The 18343-nt window shown below is 41.6% G+C and carries 20 protein-coding genes; 6 read left to right on the top strand and 14 right to left on the bottom strand.

The genetic code is table 11. The features are described from left to right. Positions 1-60 precede the first annotated feature (60 nt). Both sleB and ypeB read left to right on the top strand, forming a co-directional pair. Positions 61-906 (top strand): spore cortex-lytic enzyme, encoded by an 846-nt coding sequence (sleB, locus tag HNR63_RS10945; RefSeq protein ID WP_220127499.1) that lies wholly within the window; start codon positions 61-63, stop codon positions 904-906. A 12-nt stretch (positions 907-918) separates the two neighbouring features. Next, positions 919-2265: a germination protein YpeB gene (gene ypeB / locus HNR63_RS10940; RefSeq protein ID WP_075039690.1), complete on the top strand. Its 1347-nt coding sequence runs from the start codon at positions 919-921 to the stop codon at positions 2263-2265. Between the two features lie 11 nt (positions 2266-2276). On the opposite strand, the gene bioA is transcribed toward ypeB, so the two are convergent. From bioA to HNR63_RS10920, 4 genes are all read right to left on the bottom strand, one after another. Continuing rightward, positions 2277-3641, bottom strand: coding sequence for an adenosylmethionine--8-amino-7-oxononanoate transaminase (gene bioA, locus HNR63_RS10935; RefSeq protein WP_181520717.1), 1365 nt, complete (start codon positions 3639-3641; stop codon positions 2277-2279). After that, a complete protein-coding gene (gene bioD, locus HNR63_RS10930; RefSeq protein WP_181520716.1) occupies positions 3617-4285 on the bottom strand; it encodes a dethiobiotin synthase in 669 nt (222 codons plus the stop codon). The genes bioA and bioD overlap by 25 nt, the downstream gene beginning before the upstream one ends. A gap of 76 nt (positions 4286-4361) precedes the next feature. Continuing rightward, complete coding sequence (locus HNR63_RS10925) at positions 4362-5342, bottom strand: YpdA family putative bacillithiol disulfide reductase (RefSeq protein ID WP_085787972.1); 981 nt, start codon at positions 5340-5342, stop codon at positions 4362-4364. Positions 5343-5411: 69 nt separating this feature from the next. Beyond that, positions 5412-6677: a Glu/Leu/Phe/Val family dehydrogenase gene (locus HNR63_RS10920; protein WP_006319394.1), complete on the bottom strand. Its 1266-nt coding sequence runs from the start codon at positions 6675-6677 to the stop codon at positions 5412-5414. A 183-nt stretch (positions 6678-6860) separates the two neighbouring features. On the opposite strand from HNR63_RS10920, the gene HNR63_RS10915 reads away from it, so the two are divergent. Beyond that, positions 6861-7547: a PIG-L deacetylase family protein gene (locus HNR63_RS10915; RefSeq protein WP_181520715.1), complete on the top strand. Its 687-nt coding sequence runs from the start codon at positions 6861-6863 to the stop codon at positions 7545-7547. Between the two features lie 26 nt (positions 7548-7573). On the opposite strand, the gene HNR63_RS10910 is transcribed toward HNR63_RS10915, so the two are convergent. The 9 genes from HNR63_RS10910 to HNR63_RS10870 all read right to left on the bottom strand — a co-directional run bounded on the left by HNR63_RS10910 (position 7574) and on the right by HNR63_RS10870 (position 14485). Beyond that, the gene (locus HNR63_RS10910) at positions 7574-8161 is read right to left on the bottom strand and encodes a genetic competence negative regulator (RefSeq protein WP_181520714.1); all 588 of its coding nucleotides are present in this window, start codon (positions 8159-8161) and stop codon (positions 7574-7576) included. Between the two features lie 81 nt (positions 8162-8242). Then, positions 8243-9163 (bottom strand): MerR family transcriptional regulator, encoded by a 921-nt coding sequence (locus tag HNR63_RS10905; protein WP_181520713.1) that lies wholly within the window; start codon positions 9161-9163, stop codon positions 8243-8245. Between the two features lie 82 nt (positions 9164-9245). Continuing rightward, a complete protein-coding gene (locus HNR63_RS10900; RefSeq protein ID WP_181520712.1) occupies positions 9246-10007 on the bottom strand; it encodes a metallophosphoesterase in 762 nt (253 codons plus the stop codon). A gap of 1 nt (position 10008) precedes the next feature. Then, positions 10009-10383, bottom strand: coding sequence for a hypothetical protein (locus tag HNR63_RS10895; RefSeq protein ID WP_181520711.1), 375 nt, complete (start codon positions 10381-10383; stop codon positions 10009-10011). 45 nt (positions 10384-10428) lie between these two features. Then, positions 10429-10866, bottom strand: a complete 438-nt coding sequence (locus tag HNR63_RS10890) for a YpbF family protein (protein ID WP_181520710.1) — start codon at positions 10864-10866, stop codon at positions 10429-10431. 60 nt (positions 10867-10926) lie between these two features. Next, on the bottom strand, positions 10927-11448 hold the full coding sequence (locus HNR63_RS10885) for a LysM peptidoglycan-binding domain-containing protein (RefSeq protein WP_181520709.1): 522 nt from the start codon (positions 11446-11448) through the stop codon (positions 10927-10929). Further along, positions 11441-12031 (bottom strand): CPBP family intramembrane glutamic endopeptidase, encoded by a 591-nt coding sequence (locus HNR63_RS10880; RefSeq protein WP_181520708.1) that lies wholly within the window; start codon positions 12029-12031, stop codon positions 11441-11443. The genes HNR63_RS10885 and HNR63_RS10880 overlap by 8 nt, the downstream gene beginning before the upstream one ends. After that, positions 12028-13470: a RecQ family ATP-dependent DNA helicase gene (locus HNR63_RS10875; RefSeq protein ID WP_181520707.1), complete on the bottom strand. Its 1443-nt coding sequence runs from the start codon at positions 13468-13470 to the stop codon at positions 12028-12030. Before HNR63_RS10875 ends, HNR63_RS10880 begins: the two co-directional genes overlap by 4 nt. Beyond that, entirely contained in the window at positions 13463-14485 is a 1023-nt protein-coding gene (locus tag HNR63_RS10870; protein ID WP_181520706.1) for a YpbB family protein, read from the bottom strand. Before HNR63_RS10870 ends, HNR63_RS10875 begins: the two co-directional genes overlap by 8 nt. Before the next feature lie 200 nt (positions 14486-14685). Between HNR63_RS10870 and HNR63_RS10865 the strand changes: the two genes are divergently transcribed. The 3 genes from HNR63_RS10865 (at position 14686) to serA (ending at position 17297) form a co-directional block, all read left to right on the top strand. Next, entirely contained in the window at positions 14686-14934 is a 249-nt protein-coding gene (locus tag HNR63_RS10865; RefSeq protein ID WP_003394452.1) for a ferredoxin, read from the top strand. Between the two features lie 118 nt (positions 14935-15052). Beyond that, on the top strand, positions 15053-15553 hold the full coding sequence (locus HNR63_RS10860; RefSeq protein WP_021094541.1) for an inorganic diphosphatase: 501 nt from the start codon (positions 15053-15055) through the stop codon (positions 15551-15553). A gap of 169 nt (positions 15554-15722) precedes the next feature. Further along, positions 15723-17297 (top strand): phosphoglycerate dehydrogenase, encoded by a 1575-nt coding sequence (gene serA, locus HNR63_RS10855; protein ID WP_181520705.1) that lies wholly within the window; start codon positions 15723-15725, stop codon positions 17295-17297. Positions 17298-17326: 29 nt separating this feature from the next. Here serA and HNR63_RS10850 read toward each other — a convergent pair whose 3' ends face one another. Beyond that, a complete protein-coding gene (locus tag HNR63_RS10850; protein ID WP_021094539.1) occupies positions 17327-18139 on the bottom strand; it encodes a histidinol-phosphatase in 813 nt (270 codons plus the stop codon). Positions 18140-18343 lie beyond the last annotated feature (204 nt).

The following is an 18343-nucleotide window of genomic DNA, read 5'->3' as shown; positions in this document are numbered from 1 at the left end:
GTTATTGTGACAAAAAATAGCGTCAAAAGGTATTGTTTACACATCAAGGGAGGAGTCACAATGCGCAAATGGTTCATTTGTTTATTTTTGATTTTTTCGTTTAGTTATACATCGCAAGCACACGCGTTTTCGAAACAAGTCATCCAACGCGGAGCTGTCGGCGATGATGTCATTGAACTACAAGCACGATTGCAATATCTCGGATTTTACAGAGGGAAAATTGATGGTGTGTTCGGTTGGCGGACGTATTGGGCGCTAAGAAAGTTTCAATACAAATTTAAGTTGCCCGTCGATGGGCTCGCAGGAGAAACAACGAAACAAAAACTCGTACGCGCTTCAAAATATTACAAATCATTTGTTTATAACAATTTACGAAAAGGACATACGTTTACTCATTACGGCGGAGTTCCGTTAAGCAAACAAGTGAAAGCACATCAAACAAAAACGAAAAATCAAGCAACCTCTGCAAAAGCAACAAATACCCGTGCTACCTCGAAACAAATGGCCGTAAAACGCGTCAAATCGGCTGCAGTAAACGTCCCAAACGGATTCTCACAAAATGATATACAGCTTATGGCGAACGCTGTACACGGTGAAGCACGCGGTGAACCGTATATCGGACAAGTGGCTGTTGCCGCAGTCATTTTAAATCGCATCAATAGCCCTTCGTTTCCAAACACCGTCGCAGGCGTCATTTTTGAGCCAGGAGCGTTTACAGCTGTCGCAGACGGACAAATTTGGCTTACCCCAAACGAAACGTCTCGCAAAGCGGTGCTTGATGCCTTAAACGGATGGGATCCATCAAGTGGAGCGTTATATTATTTTAATCCACATACAGCGACAAACGGGTGGATTTGGGGCCGCCCGCAAATTAAACGAATTGGAAAACATATTTTTTGTAAATAGGAGGGGAGTTTTTTGCTACGAATTTTACTTATTGGAGCACTATCGATCGGCATTGCTGGCACAGCCTATTGGGGATACCGCGAGCACCAACAAAAAAATGCGATTTTAATTCATGCGGAAAACAATTATCAACGCGCATTTCATGATTTAACATATCAAATCGACTTACTTCATGATCAAATTGGAACAACGCTCGCGATGAATTCTCGCCAATCGCTGTCACCAGCACTTGCGGAAGTTTGGCGTCTTGCGTCAGAAGCACACGCGACAGTCGGTCAACTTCCGCTCTCACTTTTACCGTTCAATAAAACAGAAGAGTTTTTGTCTAATATCGGCTCATTTAGCTATCGTGCTGCCATTCGCGATTTAGATAAGCAACCATTGAACGCTGAAGAATATAAAACATTACAACAACTATATAAAAAATCTGCTGACATTCAACAAGAGTTGCGAAATGTACAACATCTCGTATTAGAAAATAACTTACGCTGGATGGATGTCGAGTTGGCGCTCGCAACAAACAATCGCCCAAATGACAACACCATTATTGATGGATTTAAAACGGTAGAGAAAAACGTTCAATCTTATAACGAAACCGACTTCGGCCCTTCGTTTACAAGCATCGAAAAGAGGACGAAAGGGTTTGAACATATTTCTGGGAAAAAGATTACAAAAGAAGAAGCAAAGCAAATTGCAAAAACGTTTCTCGGTTTAAAAGGAAATGAGGACATACAAGTCGTGCATAGCGGAGAAGGAGCAAGCGATGCCTTTTATAGTGTGACAATTAAACACCCGAAAACGAAAAACGAAACGTATATGGATATTACCGAAAAAGGAGGATATCCGATTTGGGTCATTGAAAACCGCCCGGTCAATAAACAAAACATTAGTTTAAATGAAGCAACGATGCGCGGGCTGCAGTTTTTAAAACAACATAAATTTAACAACTTCGAATTGTACGAAAGCACGCAGTATGATCACGTCGCTGTTCTCACATTCGTTACAGCACAGGATGGCGTTCGTATTTATCCTGAATCCATTAAAATGAAGATTGCATTAGACGATGGAAATATTATCGGCTTTTCCGCTCGCGATTACTTATCGTCGAAACGCGAACGGAAGATTCCAAAACCATCTATTTCTATTGAACAAGCACGAAAAAAAATGAACCCAAATGTCACCATTATGGAAGAGAGAAAAGCGATCATTATGAACAATATGAATGAAGAAGTGCTTTGCTATGAGTTTTTAGGAACGCTCGGGGATGACACGTATCGCATTTTTATTAATGCGCAAAATGGAATGGAAGAGAAAGTGGAAAAACTTCAAAATCCTGAACCTATATACGGCGAAATATAAGGGGCTGACCATTAGCCCCTTTTTTCTGTCGTTTCAATAATCGCCTCTTTCATGATCGCAATCATCGCCTCTAGCTGCTCAAACGTACTCGCTAACGGTGGCATAAAGACGATGACATCGCCAAGCGGACGTGTTAACATGCCTTTTTCTCTCATTTTTAACGTTGTTTTATATCCCATCCGTTCCGTCCATGGATACGGTTCATGGGTATGACGATCGCACACAAGCTCGATGCCGCACATGAGCCCAAGCTGTCGCACATCACCGACATGATGGAGTTCATTAAAAGATGCGAGCTGTTCGGCGACAAATGCGGCTTTTTGCTCTATTTGTTCAATGAGTCGCTCGCGCTCAAAAATTTGTATATTGGCTAAAGCAGCTGCACAGCCAAGCTGATTTCCTGTATAAGAATGGCCATGAAAAAACGTTTTAAACTCCGTGTAATCGCCATAAAACGCTTCATAAATCGTTTCCGTCGTCAACGTAGCAGCAATCGGCAAATAACCGCCCGTAATTCCTTTTGCAACTGTCATAATATCAGGTTTCACATCTTCATGTTCAATCGCAAATCGTTTTCCTGTCCGTCCAAATCCAGTCGCCACTTCATCGACAATGAATAAGATGTGATAACGGCGGCATAATTGCTCTACCCCTTTTAAATACCCCGCTGGCATGACATGCATGCCACCCGCTCCTTGAATCATCCCTTCGACAATAATCGCAGCAATTTCTTCATGACGTTCGGCTAGTAGCGTTTCTAATGCGTGCAACGCTTCATCGCGCACAACGTTTGGATCGTTGCTCGGATGGCGATAGACGAGCGGAAACGGTGCTTTATAGCTTGTAAACATAAGCGGTTCGTATACGGTATGAAAAAGATCAATTGCTCCGACGCTAATGGCGCCGACTGTATCTCCGTGATAACCATTTGTCAATGTGACAAATTTTTGTTTTTTATGTTCCCCGATGTTTCGCCAATATTGAAAGGCGATTTTGAGCGCAATTTCTACAGCTTCCGCTCCGCTGTCTGAATAAAACACGCGCGTTAAATGACTTGACGTCCATTCAATTAATTTTTCTGCCAATGCAATTGCAGGAATATTCGCTGCGCCTAAAAGCGTCGAATGGGCAATTTGCTCAAGTTGGGCACAAATCGCATCATCAATTTCTTTTTTGCGATGCCCGTGAACGTTTAGCCAAAGTGATGAATATCCATCATAATACGTTTTTCCGTTCACATCTGTTAAAAAAATTCCTTCCCCACTTTCAATGACGAGCGGATGTTGTTCATAATCTTTCATTTGCGTAAACGGCAACCATAAATATGTTTTGCTTTTTTCGATCCACTCGTTCATTGCCACCATTCCTCTCTCCATACAATGTCACTATCAGAAACGCTTGTCATATGCGGAATTTCACCGATCACCGGAACACCCGTCATCGTTTCAATCATCCGTATGTTGTCTTGTTCAATTTCATTTTTCGGTGTAGAAAAGCCGTTCATCATAATGCCGGCAATTTGCAAGCCAAACGCTTTCGCATATTCCACCGTTAACACCGTATGGTTAATTGTTCCGACGCTCGCTCGCGCAACAATAATAAGCGGAAGCGATAACAATTGAGCTAAATGAGCAACGAGAAATGATTCGTCAACGATCGGAACAGCGATTCCCCCCGCCCCTTCGACAAGCACGAAATCATACGTTTGTTGCAGCTTTTGCATATGCGCCACAATCCGTTCCGGCTCTATAGTTACCCCATCGATTTTGGCAGCTAAATGCGGAGAACAAGGGGTTTTTAATATATATGTACATCCTTCTTCATCGGTAATATCAATGATTTTTCGATACATGTCCACATCAGGGGCAATCCATTTCCCCTCTTTCCATTGCGCTCCGCTTTGAACAGGTTTATAAGCCGTTGCACGTATACGTTTGTCGATCAGTGTACGCAACATACAAGTGGTGACAAATGTTTTCCCTACATCTGTATCTGTACCTGTAATAAAAAATCCTCTCATCCTCTTCCCCTCCTTTTTGTTAACTTATATTTTACGATAGTTAACAAAAAGAAACAATAAAAAAAGCGTCCGAAAGTTATTCGGACACTTTTCCCTCTCTTTTTGCGATACACGCAGCAATTAAATCGCCATGAAAGCGACCGTTTTCAATAAAAATTTCATTCGCGTTATTTCCAGCGGCAATGACGCCAGCAATAAAAATACCTTCCACATTTGTTTCCATCGTTTCTGGATGATACATCGGTCGCCCTGTTTCAACATCGATATGAACGCCCATTTTCCTTAAAAAATCATGGTCAGGATGATAGCCTGTCATTGCAAAAACGAAATCGTTTTTGATTGACTTCACTTCATCGCCAACGCGATAAATAACCGCGTCTTCCGTAATTTCTTGCACATGAGCGTTAAATTCCATTTGAATGACCCCTTGGCGTACAAGCGAGTCAAATTCGGGCAAAATCCACGGTTTGATGCTCGAAGAATATTGTGAGCCGCGATATAATACGGTGACGCGCGCCCCTGCTTTCACGAGTTCTAATGCTGCATCGACGCTTGAGTTTTTCCCACCAATGACGACGCAATCTGTATTGTAATAAGGATGTGCTTCTTTAAAATAATGCGTCACTTTCGGCAAATGTTCCCCAGGCACGTTCATATAGTTCGGGTTGTCATAATATCCTGTCGCAATCACGACGTACGTTGCTTCGTACGTATCTTTGCTCGTTTCAATGATGAATGTTCCATCCGCTTGCTTCGTGACACGCTCTACTTTTTCAAACGCATGAACGCGAATGTTTTTCCGCGTCACCACTTCACGATAATAAGCAAGCGCTTGATTGCGTTTCGGCTTTCGATTTTCTGTAATAAACGGCACGCCACCAATTTCTAACCGGTCGCTCGAACTAAAAAAAGTTTGATGTGTCGGATAATGGTATATAGAATTCACGATATTTCCTTTTTCAATGACAAGCGGTGAAAAGTGCGCGTTTTGTAATGCAATCGCAGCAGCTAATCCACACGGTCCTCCACCAACAATAATGATTTGTTCTTTTTTCACTTTACGCTCACCTCAATGAAAAATCTCCTATCATACAATGATAGGAGATTTTTCGCATTCGTGCAAATATTAAATCCAGCCACGGAAACGGCACGCTTCCGCCATTTTCCGCACCCCGACCATATATGCAGCTAAACGCATATCAACGCGACGTGTTTGCGACGTTTCATATACGTTATTGAACGCTTTTACCATCACTTTTTCAAGCTTTTCTTCCACTTCTTCTTCCGTCCAATAATATCCTTGGTTGTTTTGTACCCATTCAAAGTAAGAAACGGTGACTCCACCAGCGCTTGCTAGGACGTCAGGAACTATTAAAATTCCGCGTTCTGTTAAAATTTCTGTCGCTTCTAATGTCGTCGGACCGTTTGCGGCTTCAACGACAATTTTCGCTTTAATGTTGTGCGCATTTTCTTCTGTAATTTGATTCTCAATCGCTGCTGGAACTAAAATGTCACAATCTAACTCAAGCAGCTCTTTATTTGTAATTGTATTCTTAAATAGTTTCGTCACCGTACCAAAGCTGTCGCGACGATCTAATAAGTAATCAATGTCAAGACCGTTTGGATCATATAAACCGCCGTATGCATCGGAAATGCCGATCACTTTCGCTCCCGCATCGTGCATAAATTTCGCTAAATAGCTTCCAGCGTTACCAAATCCTTGCACAACAACACGCGCGCCTTTTAAGTCAATGCCGCGCTTTTTCGCTGCTTCACGAATACAAATCGTAACCCCTTTGGCCGTGGCCGTTTCACGACCGTGTGAACCACCTAACACAAGCGGTTTTCCGGTAATGAATCCCGGTGAGTTAAATTCATCAATGCGGCTATATTCATCCATCATCCACGCCATAATTTGTGAATTCGTAAACACATCGGGTGCAGGAATATCTTTTGTTGGACCGACGATTTGGCTAATGGCGCGAACGTAACCACGACTGAGTCTCTCTAGCTCACGGAATGACATCGTACGAGGATCACATACGATTCCACCTTTTCCACCGCCATACGGTAAATCGACAATGCCACATTTTAAACTCATCCAAATGGAAAGTGCTTTCACTTCGCGTTCTGTTACGTTCGGGTGAAAGCGAATACCCCCTTTAGTTGGACCGACCGCATCGTTATGCTGTGCACGGTAGCCAGTAAACACTTTCACTGAGCCATCGTCCATGCGCACCGGAATTTTCACCGTTAACATGCGCAACGGCTCTTTTAACAGCTCGTATACTTCTTCAGGATATCCGAGCTTTTCAAGCGCTCTATGTATGACGATTTGCGTCGCTCGTAGGACATCATGTTTTTCTTCGTTGGTATGCTTTTCGGCTACCATTTGTAAACCTCCCATGACCTTTTGTAAAATATTGTCCGCCCTTCATGTCATAGTATACACCTTCTATGCGCATATGCAAAGAAGTTTTTATCGATTTTTTGTAATCGTTTTCAAAAAAATCGCTCATTCACATCATTATACGAAAGAGATATAATGAATGTACACATAGAAAGGGGCGAAAAAATGAAAAAGCGAATTTTATTTTGCTTTGCACATCCGGATGACGAAACGTTTACTGTTGGAGGGTTGCTTGCTTCATTAGCGAAACGTGAAGATGTAGAAACCATTGTATATAGCGCGACACTTGGCGATGCAGGAAAATGCGGGAATCCACCGATTTGTACAAAAGAAGAACTACCTCACGTACGTAAAAAAGAATTAGAACAGGCGACAGCGATTTTAGGCGTCGATCATGTCATCACTGGTACATATCCAGATGGAAAGCTGCCTGAATATGAAAAACAACTTGTCGATTCGATTTGTCATATCATTGAACAGTATAAGCCGTCCGTTGTCGTTACGTTTCCGCCACACGGCATTTCCGGTCATCGAGACCATCAAGCTATTCAACGGGCAACGTATCAAGCGGTCAAAGCAATGGATCATATCGTAGAACAGCTATATTATGTGACTGTCGTCGGTCGTCCGGATCGCTACGGTGATCCGATTGAAAATATTGATATCGTCTTCACGTTTACAGATGAAGAGGCAAAAAAAGTGCGTCAAGCGTTGCTTGTGCACCGTACGCAACATTTATCGGTCGAACGTGTATTTCCAACCGTTCATCATGATTCGTTTCATAAGTTTCAAAATCGCGAATACTTCATCCGCGCATGGTCAAAAGAAAGCGAACCACCTTATCCATTTTAAAAATAACCTTCGCTTATACGCGAAGGTTATTTTTTCACAAAGTATTGATATAGCTGGGCGATCGCTTCATTTGCGATCAATTTTTTCCCGTACTCTTCGACACGATAAATCGTTAATGTGGACGGACTACCATATTCAGCCAAAATGGCAACAAAGTTATCTGTTTGAATGACAGATTCAGCAAAATGTAAATAAAAGCGTCCTTCATAACTGTAAAGCAAGCCACCATGGCAACCGAGCGAATAGAGACGCGTCGCTAATTGAATAACATCTTCAAACGTTTGAAATTCGAAAAATATATCATCGCTTTCATCTAGCGTGACTTGCATTTCAATATAATCATCGCTAAACTCGTCTTCCTCATCTGTCATCTCACCTTCGCTCGTTACGATGACAACCATCCCCTGTGCCGGTAAAGAGTACACTTCCACAGCGACCGACCCGTTAATTTCAAAGCCGAGCTCTTCACTTGCTTCCTCAATCATATCACGAAATAGCTCATGCACTTTGAACGTATCTTTCCATAAATCTTCTTTCGTTAAACCGCGCTCGACTAAATCGTCAAATGTGAGGAATATTTTAATTTTATTGTAGTTTAAGCGTTCAAGCCGCATAAACATCCCTCCTTACCTACACAGACTTTACTGTTAGCATATGACGAACGCATAAAAACGTTCGTCATATTACTAATGAGTTTACATCGTTTTCTCCCTTTTAGACAAGTATTTTTCATTCGATTTTAGCCATTCGTCCCATTGTTCTTTCGATTGTCCAAGAAAATGAGCACCGTACGTTTTTTTCATTTGCTCATCCACTTCATCAAACGCCCGTCCACCTACTCCAATACGAATGGCTGGATACGTTTGTTTCAATTGATCGACAAGTTGTAGCGTCGCCCGTACGTTTTGTTGTAACGTGCACGATAAAAATATATAAGATGGCTTCACTTCATCAATGACAATAGGTAAGTCCTTTTGGTCAATACTTGCCCCTAAATAAATCGTTTCGTATCCTCTTCTGCGTAAGTATAAGGTAAAAATAAGCAGCCCAAGTTCATGCCATTCATTTGGCCCGCAAACTGAAATTGTTTTTGGTAACAAACGATTAACGGGTAGCATAGAAAAAGCCATTCCAAGTCGTGAACGTAAAAAAGCAGAGGCGAAATGTTCATGAGCGCTCGTAATTTTTCCGTTTTCCCATAAGTCCCCGATCCGTACAAGAAGCGGACCTAATATATCAATTGCCACTTTTTCAACCGTATATAAACTGAACGCCTCATTTAGCAATTCATGCGCTGTCCACTCTTCAAACGATAAAAGAGCTTGCAACAAACGTTCACGAAGCCCAGTCACATGATCTTCTGCTTGCACCCCCACGTCAGAAGGTTGTTGTTCTAAGAGAGATACGGCTTGACTAATCGTAAAACCTTGATTCACTTTATCAACAAGCCATTTTAATATTTGGACTTGTTCCTCCGTATATAGCCGATGCCCAGCTTCATTGCGCGGCGGAGCGATGATTTGATAGCGACGCTCCCATGCTCGCAACGTCCCAGGCTGAATGCCTAACATATTTGATACCGCTTTGACATTATATTTTCCTTCTTGCGTTGACATATAAAATCCTCCATCTTTCGCATCATTCTGTCAACATTATAGCGAACATGAGGGAGGTGTGTAAAATTTGTATAAGTTTTGCTTAACCTTTTTTATGTTCCAACTCGATCAGATGCGTCTCCGCACGCGCACCTAAACGAAGCGGAAGCGTCGTTGTTCCATATCCGTTGCTAACAAGTAGCATCGTCCCATTCACGTTTTGTAAACGTCCTTTCTCATATAAGCCAAATGGACCGAAACGAATTTGCCCACCGTGCGTATGTCCGCTTAAAACGAGAGAAATGTTATGTTCTGGCGTTATTTTTTGAATGATGCGCGGATCATGACTAACAAGGATGCGAAACGTCGCATCGCCCGCATCACTTAACGCCAAATCAAGCCGATCTCGCCTTTTATTCATATCATCAACACCAAGTAAAGCGATGCGGTCACCTTGCTCACTTTCAAATATGACCGCCGTATTATCTAATATTTTCACACCACTTTCAAGCAATAGGGCATCTAATTCATGGTAATCTACTTCATAATCATTATTTCCCCAAACAAAATAAACAGGACCGAGCTGCTTTAACCATTCAATGTTTTGTTTGACACGTGAGAACGGTACTCCTTTTTCTGTTAAATCTCCGCCAATGACAACAAGATCGACTTTTCCTTTCAACGAGCGAATGAACGTTTCGGATAAACGCCGTCGATGAATATCTGAAATAAAGAAAATACGAAGCCGAGAAAAGCTTTCCGGAAATGTCAGAAACGATAATGACTGAACAATGACCCGATTGCGATGCGCTTCGATCCACATGTATACGATGAAGCTAACGAACGCTATGACAACATACATCATTTCAATTTTCCCTCTCTTTGTATACACTCATTGACATCATACCATATACGAAAGAAAAGAGAAAAAAAATGACCGTTTTTTTCACATCAACGGCTGCTAATATCATAAACGTTAGCAAAACACTGTACGAAAGAAAGCATTCTTTTCGATTCATCGTCTCCTTCCGCCATGCCCGTAACGTATGCCAAATGGCTGTGCGAATTAAAACAGCATTGGCGATAAAACCGATTAAAAAACTAACAAGTGCAAAAAATGTTTTCATTGGATCAAAAATCATATCAGTCAAAAGCAATTCAAGTTCAAATGGCTCCACCGTTGGCGTCCAAGCAATCATAAAATAACCACAAATCAAACCGATGATCAAAAAAAGCCACATATGCCTCCCTCCTTTTCTCACTGTATGAAACGAGAGAGCATGTGGTCACTTATTTTCATGGTAAAGCGAAATATCATATTTATCTTTTAGCCAAGCATAAAGAATATGCCGGTTTTCCCATGTTTCTTTTTGAAGTAATTCGCTACTTTTTTGAATCAACTCGCAGCGGAGTGCATGAAAATCTTGCTCCGCTTTTTCGCTTTTCTTTTTATAAAAAGAGACGAGCCAGCCAAATGACGAAATCAATGCAACAAACCAAAAAATACGTTCGTCAATAAGAGCCATCACGAATCGCTCCACAGACGTACGATGTAAAACGAAAACTGTTTGATATATATACATGCCAAATAAAGCGAGAGAAAATAAAAATAAACTGAATGACCATTTCATTCTTTTTTTCATATCGTCCCATTCTTTTTTGTGAGCGATGATGCGCTGTAAAATGACTTTTGTCACTTCATCTAATTCCATTGGGAAAATCATAGCCACCCCTACCGATCGTGTTTTACTACGATTGTATGTCCATCGGCAGAGGTATATACCTTATTTTCCGTTCATGTTTGGGATTTTTAATACTTGTCCTTTTTGGAGCTTCGTGCTCGTTAAACGATTCCATTCTTTGATAAGGTCCATTCCTTTTTCATTTCCGTAATATTTCATCGCAATGCTATATAACGTTTCATTTTCTTGTACTGTATGATAAATAAAAGACGGCTCTGTTTCATCGGATCCATCTTCCTCTTGCTTTGCTTCATTTTCGAGCGGTTTTTGTTGTGGCATCTCTTCTTTTTGTTGATCGACGTCTATCGTTTCATAACTCTCGTCATCAATCGTCACAACTTGGATCGGACGTTTGTCGACTAAATGGTATATGCTATAAATCGAAATCGGCAATAAAACGAAAAAGAGCGCAAGAATGCGAACGAGTGGGTGTTTTATTTTCCATTTCGTTTTTTTCTTTTTATGCACTTCACTTCGTGGTGGCAAATGAAGTTCGTCGCTTTCTTGTTGCTTATCGATACTTTCCATTTTTTTCCTCAATTTTTCTGCTTGATCTTCACGCATCGTTATTCACCTCTTTTGTCCGATATCGAATGTGTAACGCTAAAATCAAATCAATGAGAAAGTGGGCAAAAATCGTGACCCATAAATTACCCGTCCATTCATATATAAAGCCAATCCAAAAACTTAAACTGACGACAGCAACAAGAAGAAGCCATCTTCTCCAATAACGAATATGCAATAAACCGAAAATGACGCTCGCAAAAAGTAAGCCAACGTGCGTCTGAATGACACCGCGAAATAACAATTCTTCACAAAATGCAATCATTGCAGTCATAATAAAAATGTGCGGAACCGAGCGAGAACGAAATAGCTTTTCGTTAATCCCACCATCATCATACCACTGTTCAGGCACATAACGAATGAGTAAAAAATCGACAAAAAGAACGAGCGCTGCACAACCGCCACCATATAATAATATTTCCCGCACATCCCATTGCCATATCGCAAAAAATGTTACAGGGGTAAATAAATATATGCCTAATGCGAGCGCAATAAGAAAAATAAGCGCTTGTGTGAAATACAAGTGATATACCATTTCCTGTTCACTTATTTCATTGGCGATCTCGATTTGTTTTTTAATCATTTGTCCTCCACCTTTATCGAAAACATCGCACGAAGCTCTTCGCGCCACGGGCGCAACCGCATTTGCGGAATATGTTTCACAGGAGCATTTACGTATATATGGGCACCACATCGGTCACAACAACGTTCATTCGGAAGTGGTTGTTGTTCAAAATAGGAAAGCATCGCACGCCGACGACAAGTTTGTTCGTGTACCCATCGTTGCATAAATATCCATTTGCTCATTTTCTCTTTTTTTCTTTGCTCGATATAGGCATACAGTTGTTTGGCTAATATGTGTATATCTTCTTGAGCATTCATTTGTTCTAACCAATATAAAAGAAGCCGTTGTTGTACATCTGTTAATCCCGTCTCTTTCTGTCCATGACGTAAAGCATCTAGCGCATAAACGATTTGCTCTTTTGTCGGAAATTCGGCATCGATCATCGCTTGTCCGAGTTGCTCGTCTCCTAGCGCATACAATAATATCGCGATGCTTTCGTTTCCATCTCGCCCGGCGCGTCCAACTTCTTGCCAATATGCTTCCGGTTGCGTTGGCAAATGAAAATGAATGACGAAGCGAACGTTCGGTTTATCAACACCCATTCCAAACGCATTCGTACAACAAATGACATGTAACTGATCATAAACGAACTGTTGTTGAATAAGAAGCCGCTGTTCGCCATCCATGCCTCCATGATAGTAGCCAACACGATGATCTCCATGTAACATGTTTGCTAACGTCTCTGCCCATTGCCGACTCGATACATAAACGATGCCTGGCTTAGGCAATATAGCGATCAGCTGTTTTAACACTTCTATTTTCTCTTCTAACGTATGGACGTATTGAACATATAAGCAAATGTTCGTCCGATCAAGTGGGTACATATGCTGTTTCACTTGATCGAGCTTAAGCGTTGCTACAATGTCATCAATCACTTGACGGGTTGCGGTTGCTGTTAGCGCTAAACAAGGCGGATTGCCGAGCGTTTCACGAAGAAGACCGAGCTTTAAAAAATCAGGACGAAAATCGTGTCCCCATTGTGAAATGCAATGCGCTTCATCTACAACAAACAACGAAATGTTTATACGCGTTAGCGCTTCAATGAGCAAAGGAGATTGTAAAATTTCAGGCGAAGCATAAATAAAACGGTACGATGCTAATTCATGTAACACGTCTTTTTTTTCCCGATAGGAAAGAAAACGATTCAGTGCGACAACACGTTTTTCGCCGCGGTTTTTAAGCTGTTGTACTTGGTCTTCCATAAGGGAGACGAGCGGTGAAATAATTAGCACACTACCGTCCAATATGTAGCCAGGAAGCTGATAGCAAAGCGACTTTCCCCCACCGGTCGGAAGCATAGCGACACAATTTCGTCCGTTAAGCACATCTTCAATAATTTCTTTCTGTCCGATGCGAAACGAATCGTAGCCAAATCGCTCCTTTAATATGTTAATCATCTTCCTGATCCCACCTTGCTAGTGCGAGCCGAATTTCAAAATAAGAAACGTCTGGCAATGCTTCTTTCATTGCCCGTAATTTTTTCGTTTTTAATTGTCGTGCCTGTTGTATAATGCGCTTACGTTTATTTTCCTCTAAAAATGGCGCTGTCACAAACGACGGGATATATGTCGCAATCTCTACAATATGATCTTCAATCGTTCCTTTTTTCAATCGCCGCAACTCGGCAATTTGTTCAATTGAATATCCTTCTTTTAACATTTCCCAAGTTTTTTGAGCTGAACTCGTTAATTGTGTGCGCGTTTGTTCACGCAATGAAAAGAGAAGCGGAAATGTTTCCTTTTCTTTTTCTATCGTCTCAAGTATAAAATGCAACACATTTTGAAACGATAGCGATACAGCTACATCTCCTTCTTTTATGGCATAAGCAATTTGTTCGTTCGTCCATCCGATGCGCGCATGACTTGTCAACCGCCAAACAAAAATGTTTGCGTCTTTTTCTTCTACACGGCTGAGTAGCTCATACATTTCTCCATATAACGACCGCGTGATCGTCTGCATATGTTTATGTTGAAAAAGCCATCGCTTCACAAATGATTGAATGCGCTCATCGCGATGTACGGGCTCAAACGACGTACGATGAATGATGTTTGTGACCGTTTGAATAAGCAAAGAAAGCCTCTTCCAAAATAAAGTGGCTTCATTCATATATTTCCATCCATTCACGTAAGGAGGAAAGACAAAACGACGAAGTTCCTCTTTTCCGCTTAAAGTTGTGCGATATATATGCTCGTCTACTTGTCTAATCCATCCGTTAGCTTCTAATTCGCGCGCCATATGAAGCAAACGAGAACGATCAATCGGCACTGTTCCAAATAGCCGACTAACGTTATACCATTTACTATCTTGCAACGTTTGCGCCGTTTTTTTCCCATTCAGCAAATGATCAATGGCAGCGAGTGACCGCTCGCCACGAAAACGATCGATACAAAATAAAACGATGTGTTGTAACATGCAACATTCACTCCATTTTCCCTTTCATTTTACCAGATTAAGCGAAAGGATGTGAGGGAAAACTAAGGACTGATAAGCATTTTCAATGGAGTTTTTTATTGAAAAGTTGTCGGAACACATTTATTATAAAAGTGTGAGGAATACGTTTCCAACGTTTCATACGAAGCGATTGGTTCCATATAATTAAGGAGGGTCATTGTATGCCAAAGTACACAATTGTTGACAAAGAAACATGTATTGCCTGTGGTGCATGTGGAGCAGCTGCACCAGACATTTACGACTACGATGATGAAGGCATTGCGTACGTTACATTAGACGACAACCAAGGTATTGTGGAAGTGCCAGACGTATTAATCGATGATATGATGGATGCGTTTGAAGGCTGTCCAACAGACTCGATCAAAGTCGCGGACGAGCCATTTGATGGCGATCCAAACAAATTTGAGTAAGAGCACCGAAGGGCAAACTTCACATGAAGCTTGCCCTTTTCTTTTGTTCAGTCATTGTCACTACTTGTCCAATCGACTATAATAAAAAAGTATACATAATGAAAAGGAGGAATTTGGCATGGCGTTTGAAAACAAAGTTGTTGAAGCGTTTATTGAAATTCCAACGGGTAGCCAAAACAAATACGAATACGACAAAGAGCGTGGTGTGTTTAAGCTCGATCGCGTCTTGTATTCACCAATGTTTTATCCTGCTGAATACGGTTATTTGGAAAATACACTTGCGTTAGACGGTGATCCACTTGATATTTTAGTGATCGTCACAAATCCAACATTCCCTGGTTGCGTCATCGAAACGCGTGTGCTCGGCTACTTAAACATGGTAGACGGCGGAGAAGAAGATGCAAAATTGATCGGCGTTCCTGTTGATGACCCTCGCTTTGCTGATGTACGCAGCCTTGAAGACCTTCCGCAACATAAGTTAAAAGAAATCGCTCATTTCTTTGAGCGTTACAAAGACTTAGAAGGAAAGAAAACAGAAATTGGCACGTGGGAAGGTCCGGAAGCAGCAGCGAAACTTATTGAAGAATGCATCGCTCGCTACAATGAACAAAATAAATAATGTCACGTTTGAAGCTGGCTTTTCGCCAGCTTTTTGTCTTTTTTCCGAACATTTATACATAAAAACGCTTTCATTTGTATGACCTTTCCGAAAGTTATTGACACATGTATACGGTTATGTTAAATTATCAGAAATTTAAAAACTTATGATTTGAAAGGAGCGGATATTTGTGGTTCGCATTTTAGTATCTGATGCGATGAGCGAAGAAGGTCTTGCCCCACTTCTTGCTGATCCAACGATTGAAGTCGTACAAAAGAAAGTCACAGAAGTCGAAGATGAGCTTGACACGTTTGATGCGTTGCTCGTTCGTAGCGCAACGAAAGTCACGGAACAACTACTTCAAAACATGCCGAATTTAAAAATTGTTGGGCGTGCTGGAGTCGGTGTCGACAATATCGACGTTGACGCAGCGACACGACATGGTGTTGTCGTCATTAACGCCCCAAATGGCAATACGATTTCTACAGCGGAACATACATTTGCGATGATGGCTTCATTAGTGCGCCGTATTCCACAAGCGCACATTTCGGTTAAATCACGTGAATGGAATCGTTCCGCTTTCGTCGGTGTCGAGTTATTCGGAAAACATTTAGGAATCATTGGCTTTGGGCGCATCGGCTCTGAAGTAGCGAAACGGGCGCGCGCGTTCGGTATGCACGTCCATGTGTACGACCCATTTTTGACGAAAGCACGAGCAGAAAAAATTGGTGTCGATGTTTGCACGCTTGATGAATTGCTTGCGCAAGCGGATATCATTACAGTACATACACCGCTCACAAAAGAAACAAAAGGTCTTCTCGGTCCAAAAAACTTAGCAAAAACGAAAAAAGGTGTCTATTTAATTAACTGCGCGCGCGGTGGAATTATCGATGAACAAGCGCTTCTTTCTTTTTTAGAAAACGGACACGTGGCAGGCGTCGCTCTCGATGTATTTGAACAAGAACCGCCAGGAGATCATCCGCTTCTTTCGTTTGATAATGTCATCGTCACCCCGCATCTTGGGGCATCAACGATCGAGGCGCAAGTGAATGTCGCGACACAAGTCGCTGAAGAAGTATTAAAATTTTTACAAGGTAAACCCGTTACGTCGTCCATTAATTTACCGACATTATCAAAAGATGTATACGAAAAAATTCAAGCGTTTTATACATTAGCTCGCAAAATGGGCATTGTCGCTTCCCAATATATGAGCGAACCTGTACAAGAAATTGCGATTACGTATTCCGGTTCCGTCGCCGATTTAGAAACGACATTTATTACACGTAGCTTGCTCGCTGGATTTTTAAAACCGCGCGTCGCTTCAACAGTCAATGAAGTGAATGCGGCAATGATTGCTAAAGAGCGCGGCATCGCCTTTAGCGAAAAGTTTTCAGCTAATGGTAATGACTATAACAACAGCATTACATTAACGGTATATGGTGAAAACAAAACGTTTACGATGAAAGGAACGCACATCGCCCACTATGGCGATCGCATCGTTCATTTTAACGGCTTTGCGATCGACTTTGCTCCAGAAGGGCACCTACTATACATTCAACATCATGACAAACCAGGAATGATCGGAAAAGTCGGAAACATTTTAGGCGACCATCAAGTAAACATTGCAACGATGCAAGTCGGACGCCAAGAAGCGGGCGGAAAAGCGATTATGATGCTTTCGCTCGATAAACCGCTCGATGATGCAATCGTTGAAACACTCGAGAAAATTGACGATATTGATGTTGTAAAAAGATTGGAAGTATAAAAGGTTCAGCCTCGTGGCTGAACCTTTTTTTATCCAAGCGGAACCGCTTTTCTTTGTCCTTTCGAAAACGTCATAATTTCTGTGTAACCGACTGTTTTTGCGAGAGCGATCGCTCGATCATAATCCGCCCCGACATCTTGAGGAACGTGTGCATCAGACGATAACACAATCGGAATGCCTTTGTCATAGCACATTTGCAGTAGACGAGGATCAGGGTATAGCTCTCCGACTGGTTTACGCAATCCTGCGGTACTAATTTCTACGCACGTTTTCGAGTTTGCTAGTGCTGTCGTTGCACGATCGTACTGTTCAAGCAAAAATTCCTCATCTTCTGGCACGTATTTAAAAATTTTCACTAAATCTAAATGACCGATGATATCAAATAAGTTCGATTCAGCTAACGTCACGACTTGATCGAAATATTTTCGGTATGTATCGTATATATCCCGCCGATCCCATTCTTTTCGAAATTCAGCTAAATCAATGCCGAAGTCATCCACCCAATGAATCGAGCCGATGACATAGTCGAAATCATAAGCGCGAATAAATTGCGCCATTTCTTCATGCTTACCTGGCGTGTAGTCCATTTCAATCGACATTTTCACGTCAATTCCGGCATCCCACGCTTCGTGAAATAAACGAACGTAATCAGCCATATCATAATAGCGGCGCTCTTCAATCCACGCATTCGATAAAATGTTTTTCGTTTGGTAAAAGTGATACGCATGTTCGGAAATACCGAAATGTTCAATGCCTTTTCGCGCGGCTTCGTCCGTAAATTGCTTCAAATAGTCGAGCGTTAACGTCCCGCGCTCTAAATGATTATGGTAATCTGTTAACATTGTTTTCTCCCCCTCTCTCGTATTGTTTTACATTATATAGCACATCTCTCTCTTTTTCTAGTTATTCAATCCAACAAGAAACAATAAATGAATGCACGCGGCCATACCAACAACAACGAGCACTCGTTTCATCATGTCTTCCATCGTCTATTCCCTCCCGTTTGCGATAACCATATATGTTGTATGCAAAAATACGAACGGTTA

The sequence above is a fragment of the Anoxybacillus ayderensis genome (assembly GCF_013761015.1).
Classification (GTDB): domain Bacteria; phylum Bacillota; class Bacilli; order Bacillales; family Anoxybacillaceae; genus Anoxybacillus; species Anoxybacillus ayderensis.
Note: the sequence above shows the minus strand (reverse complement) of the source record. Positions and strands in the feature narration are given on the sequence as shown.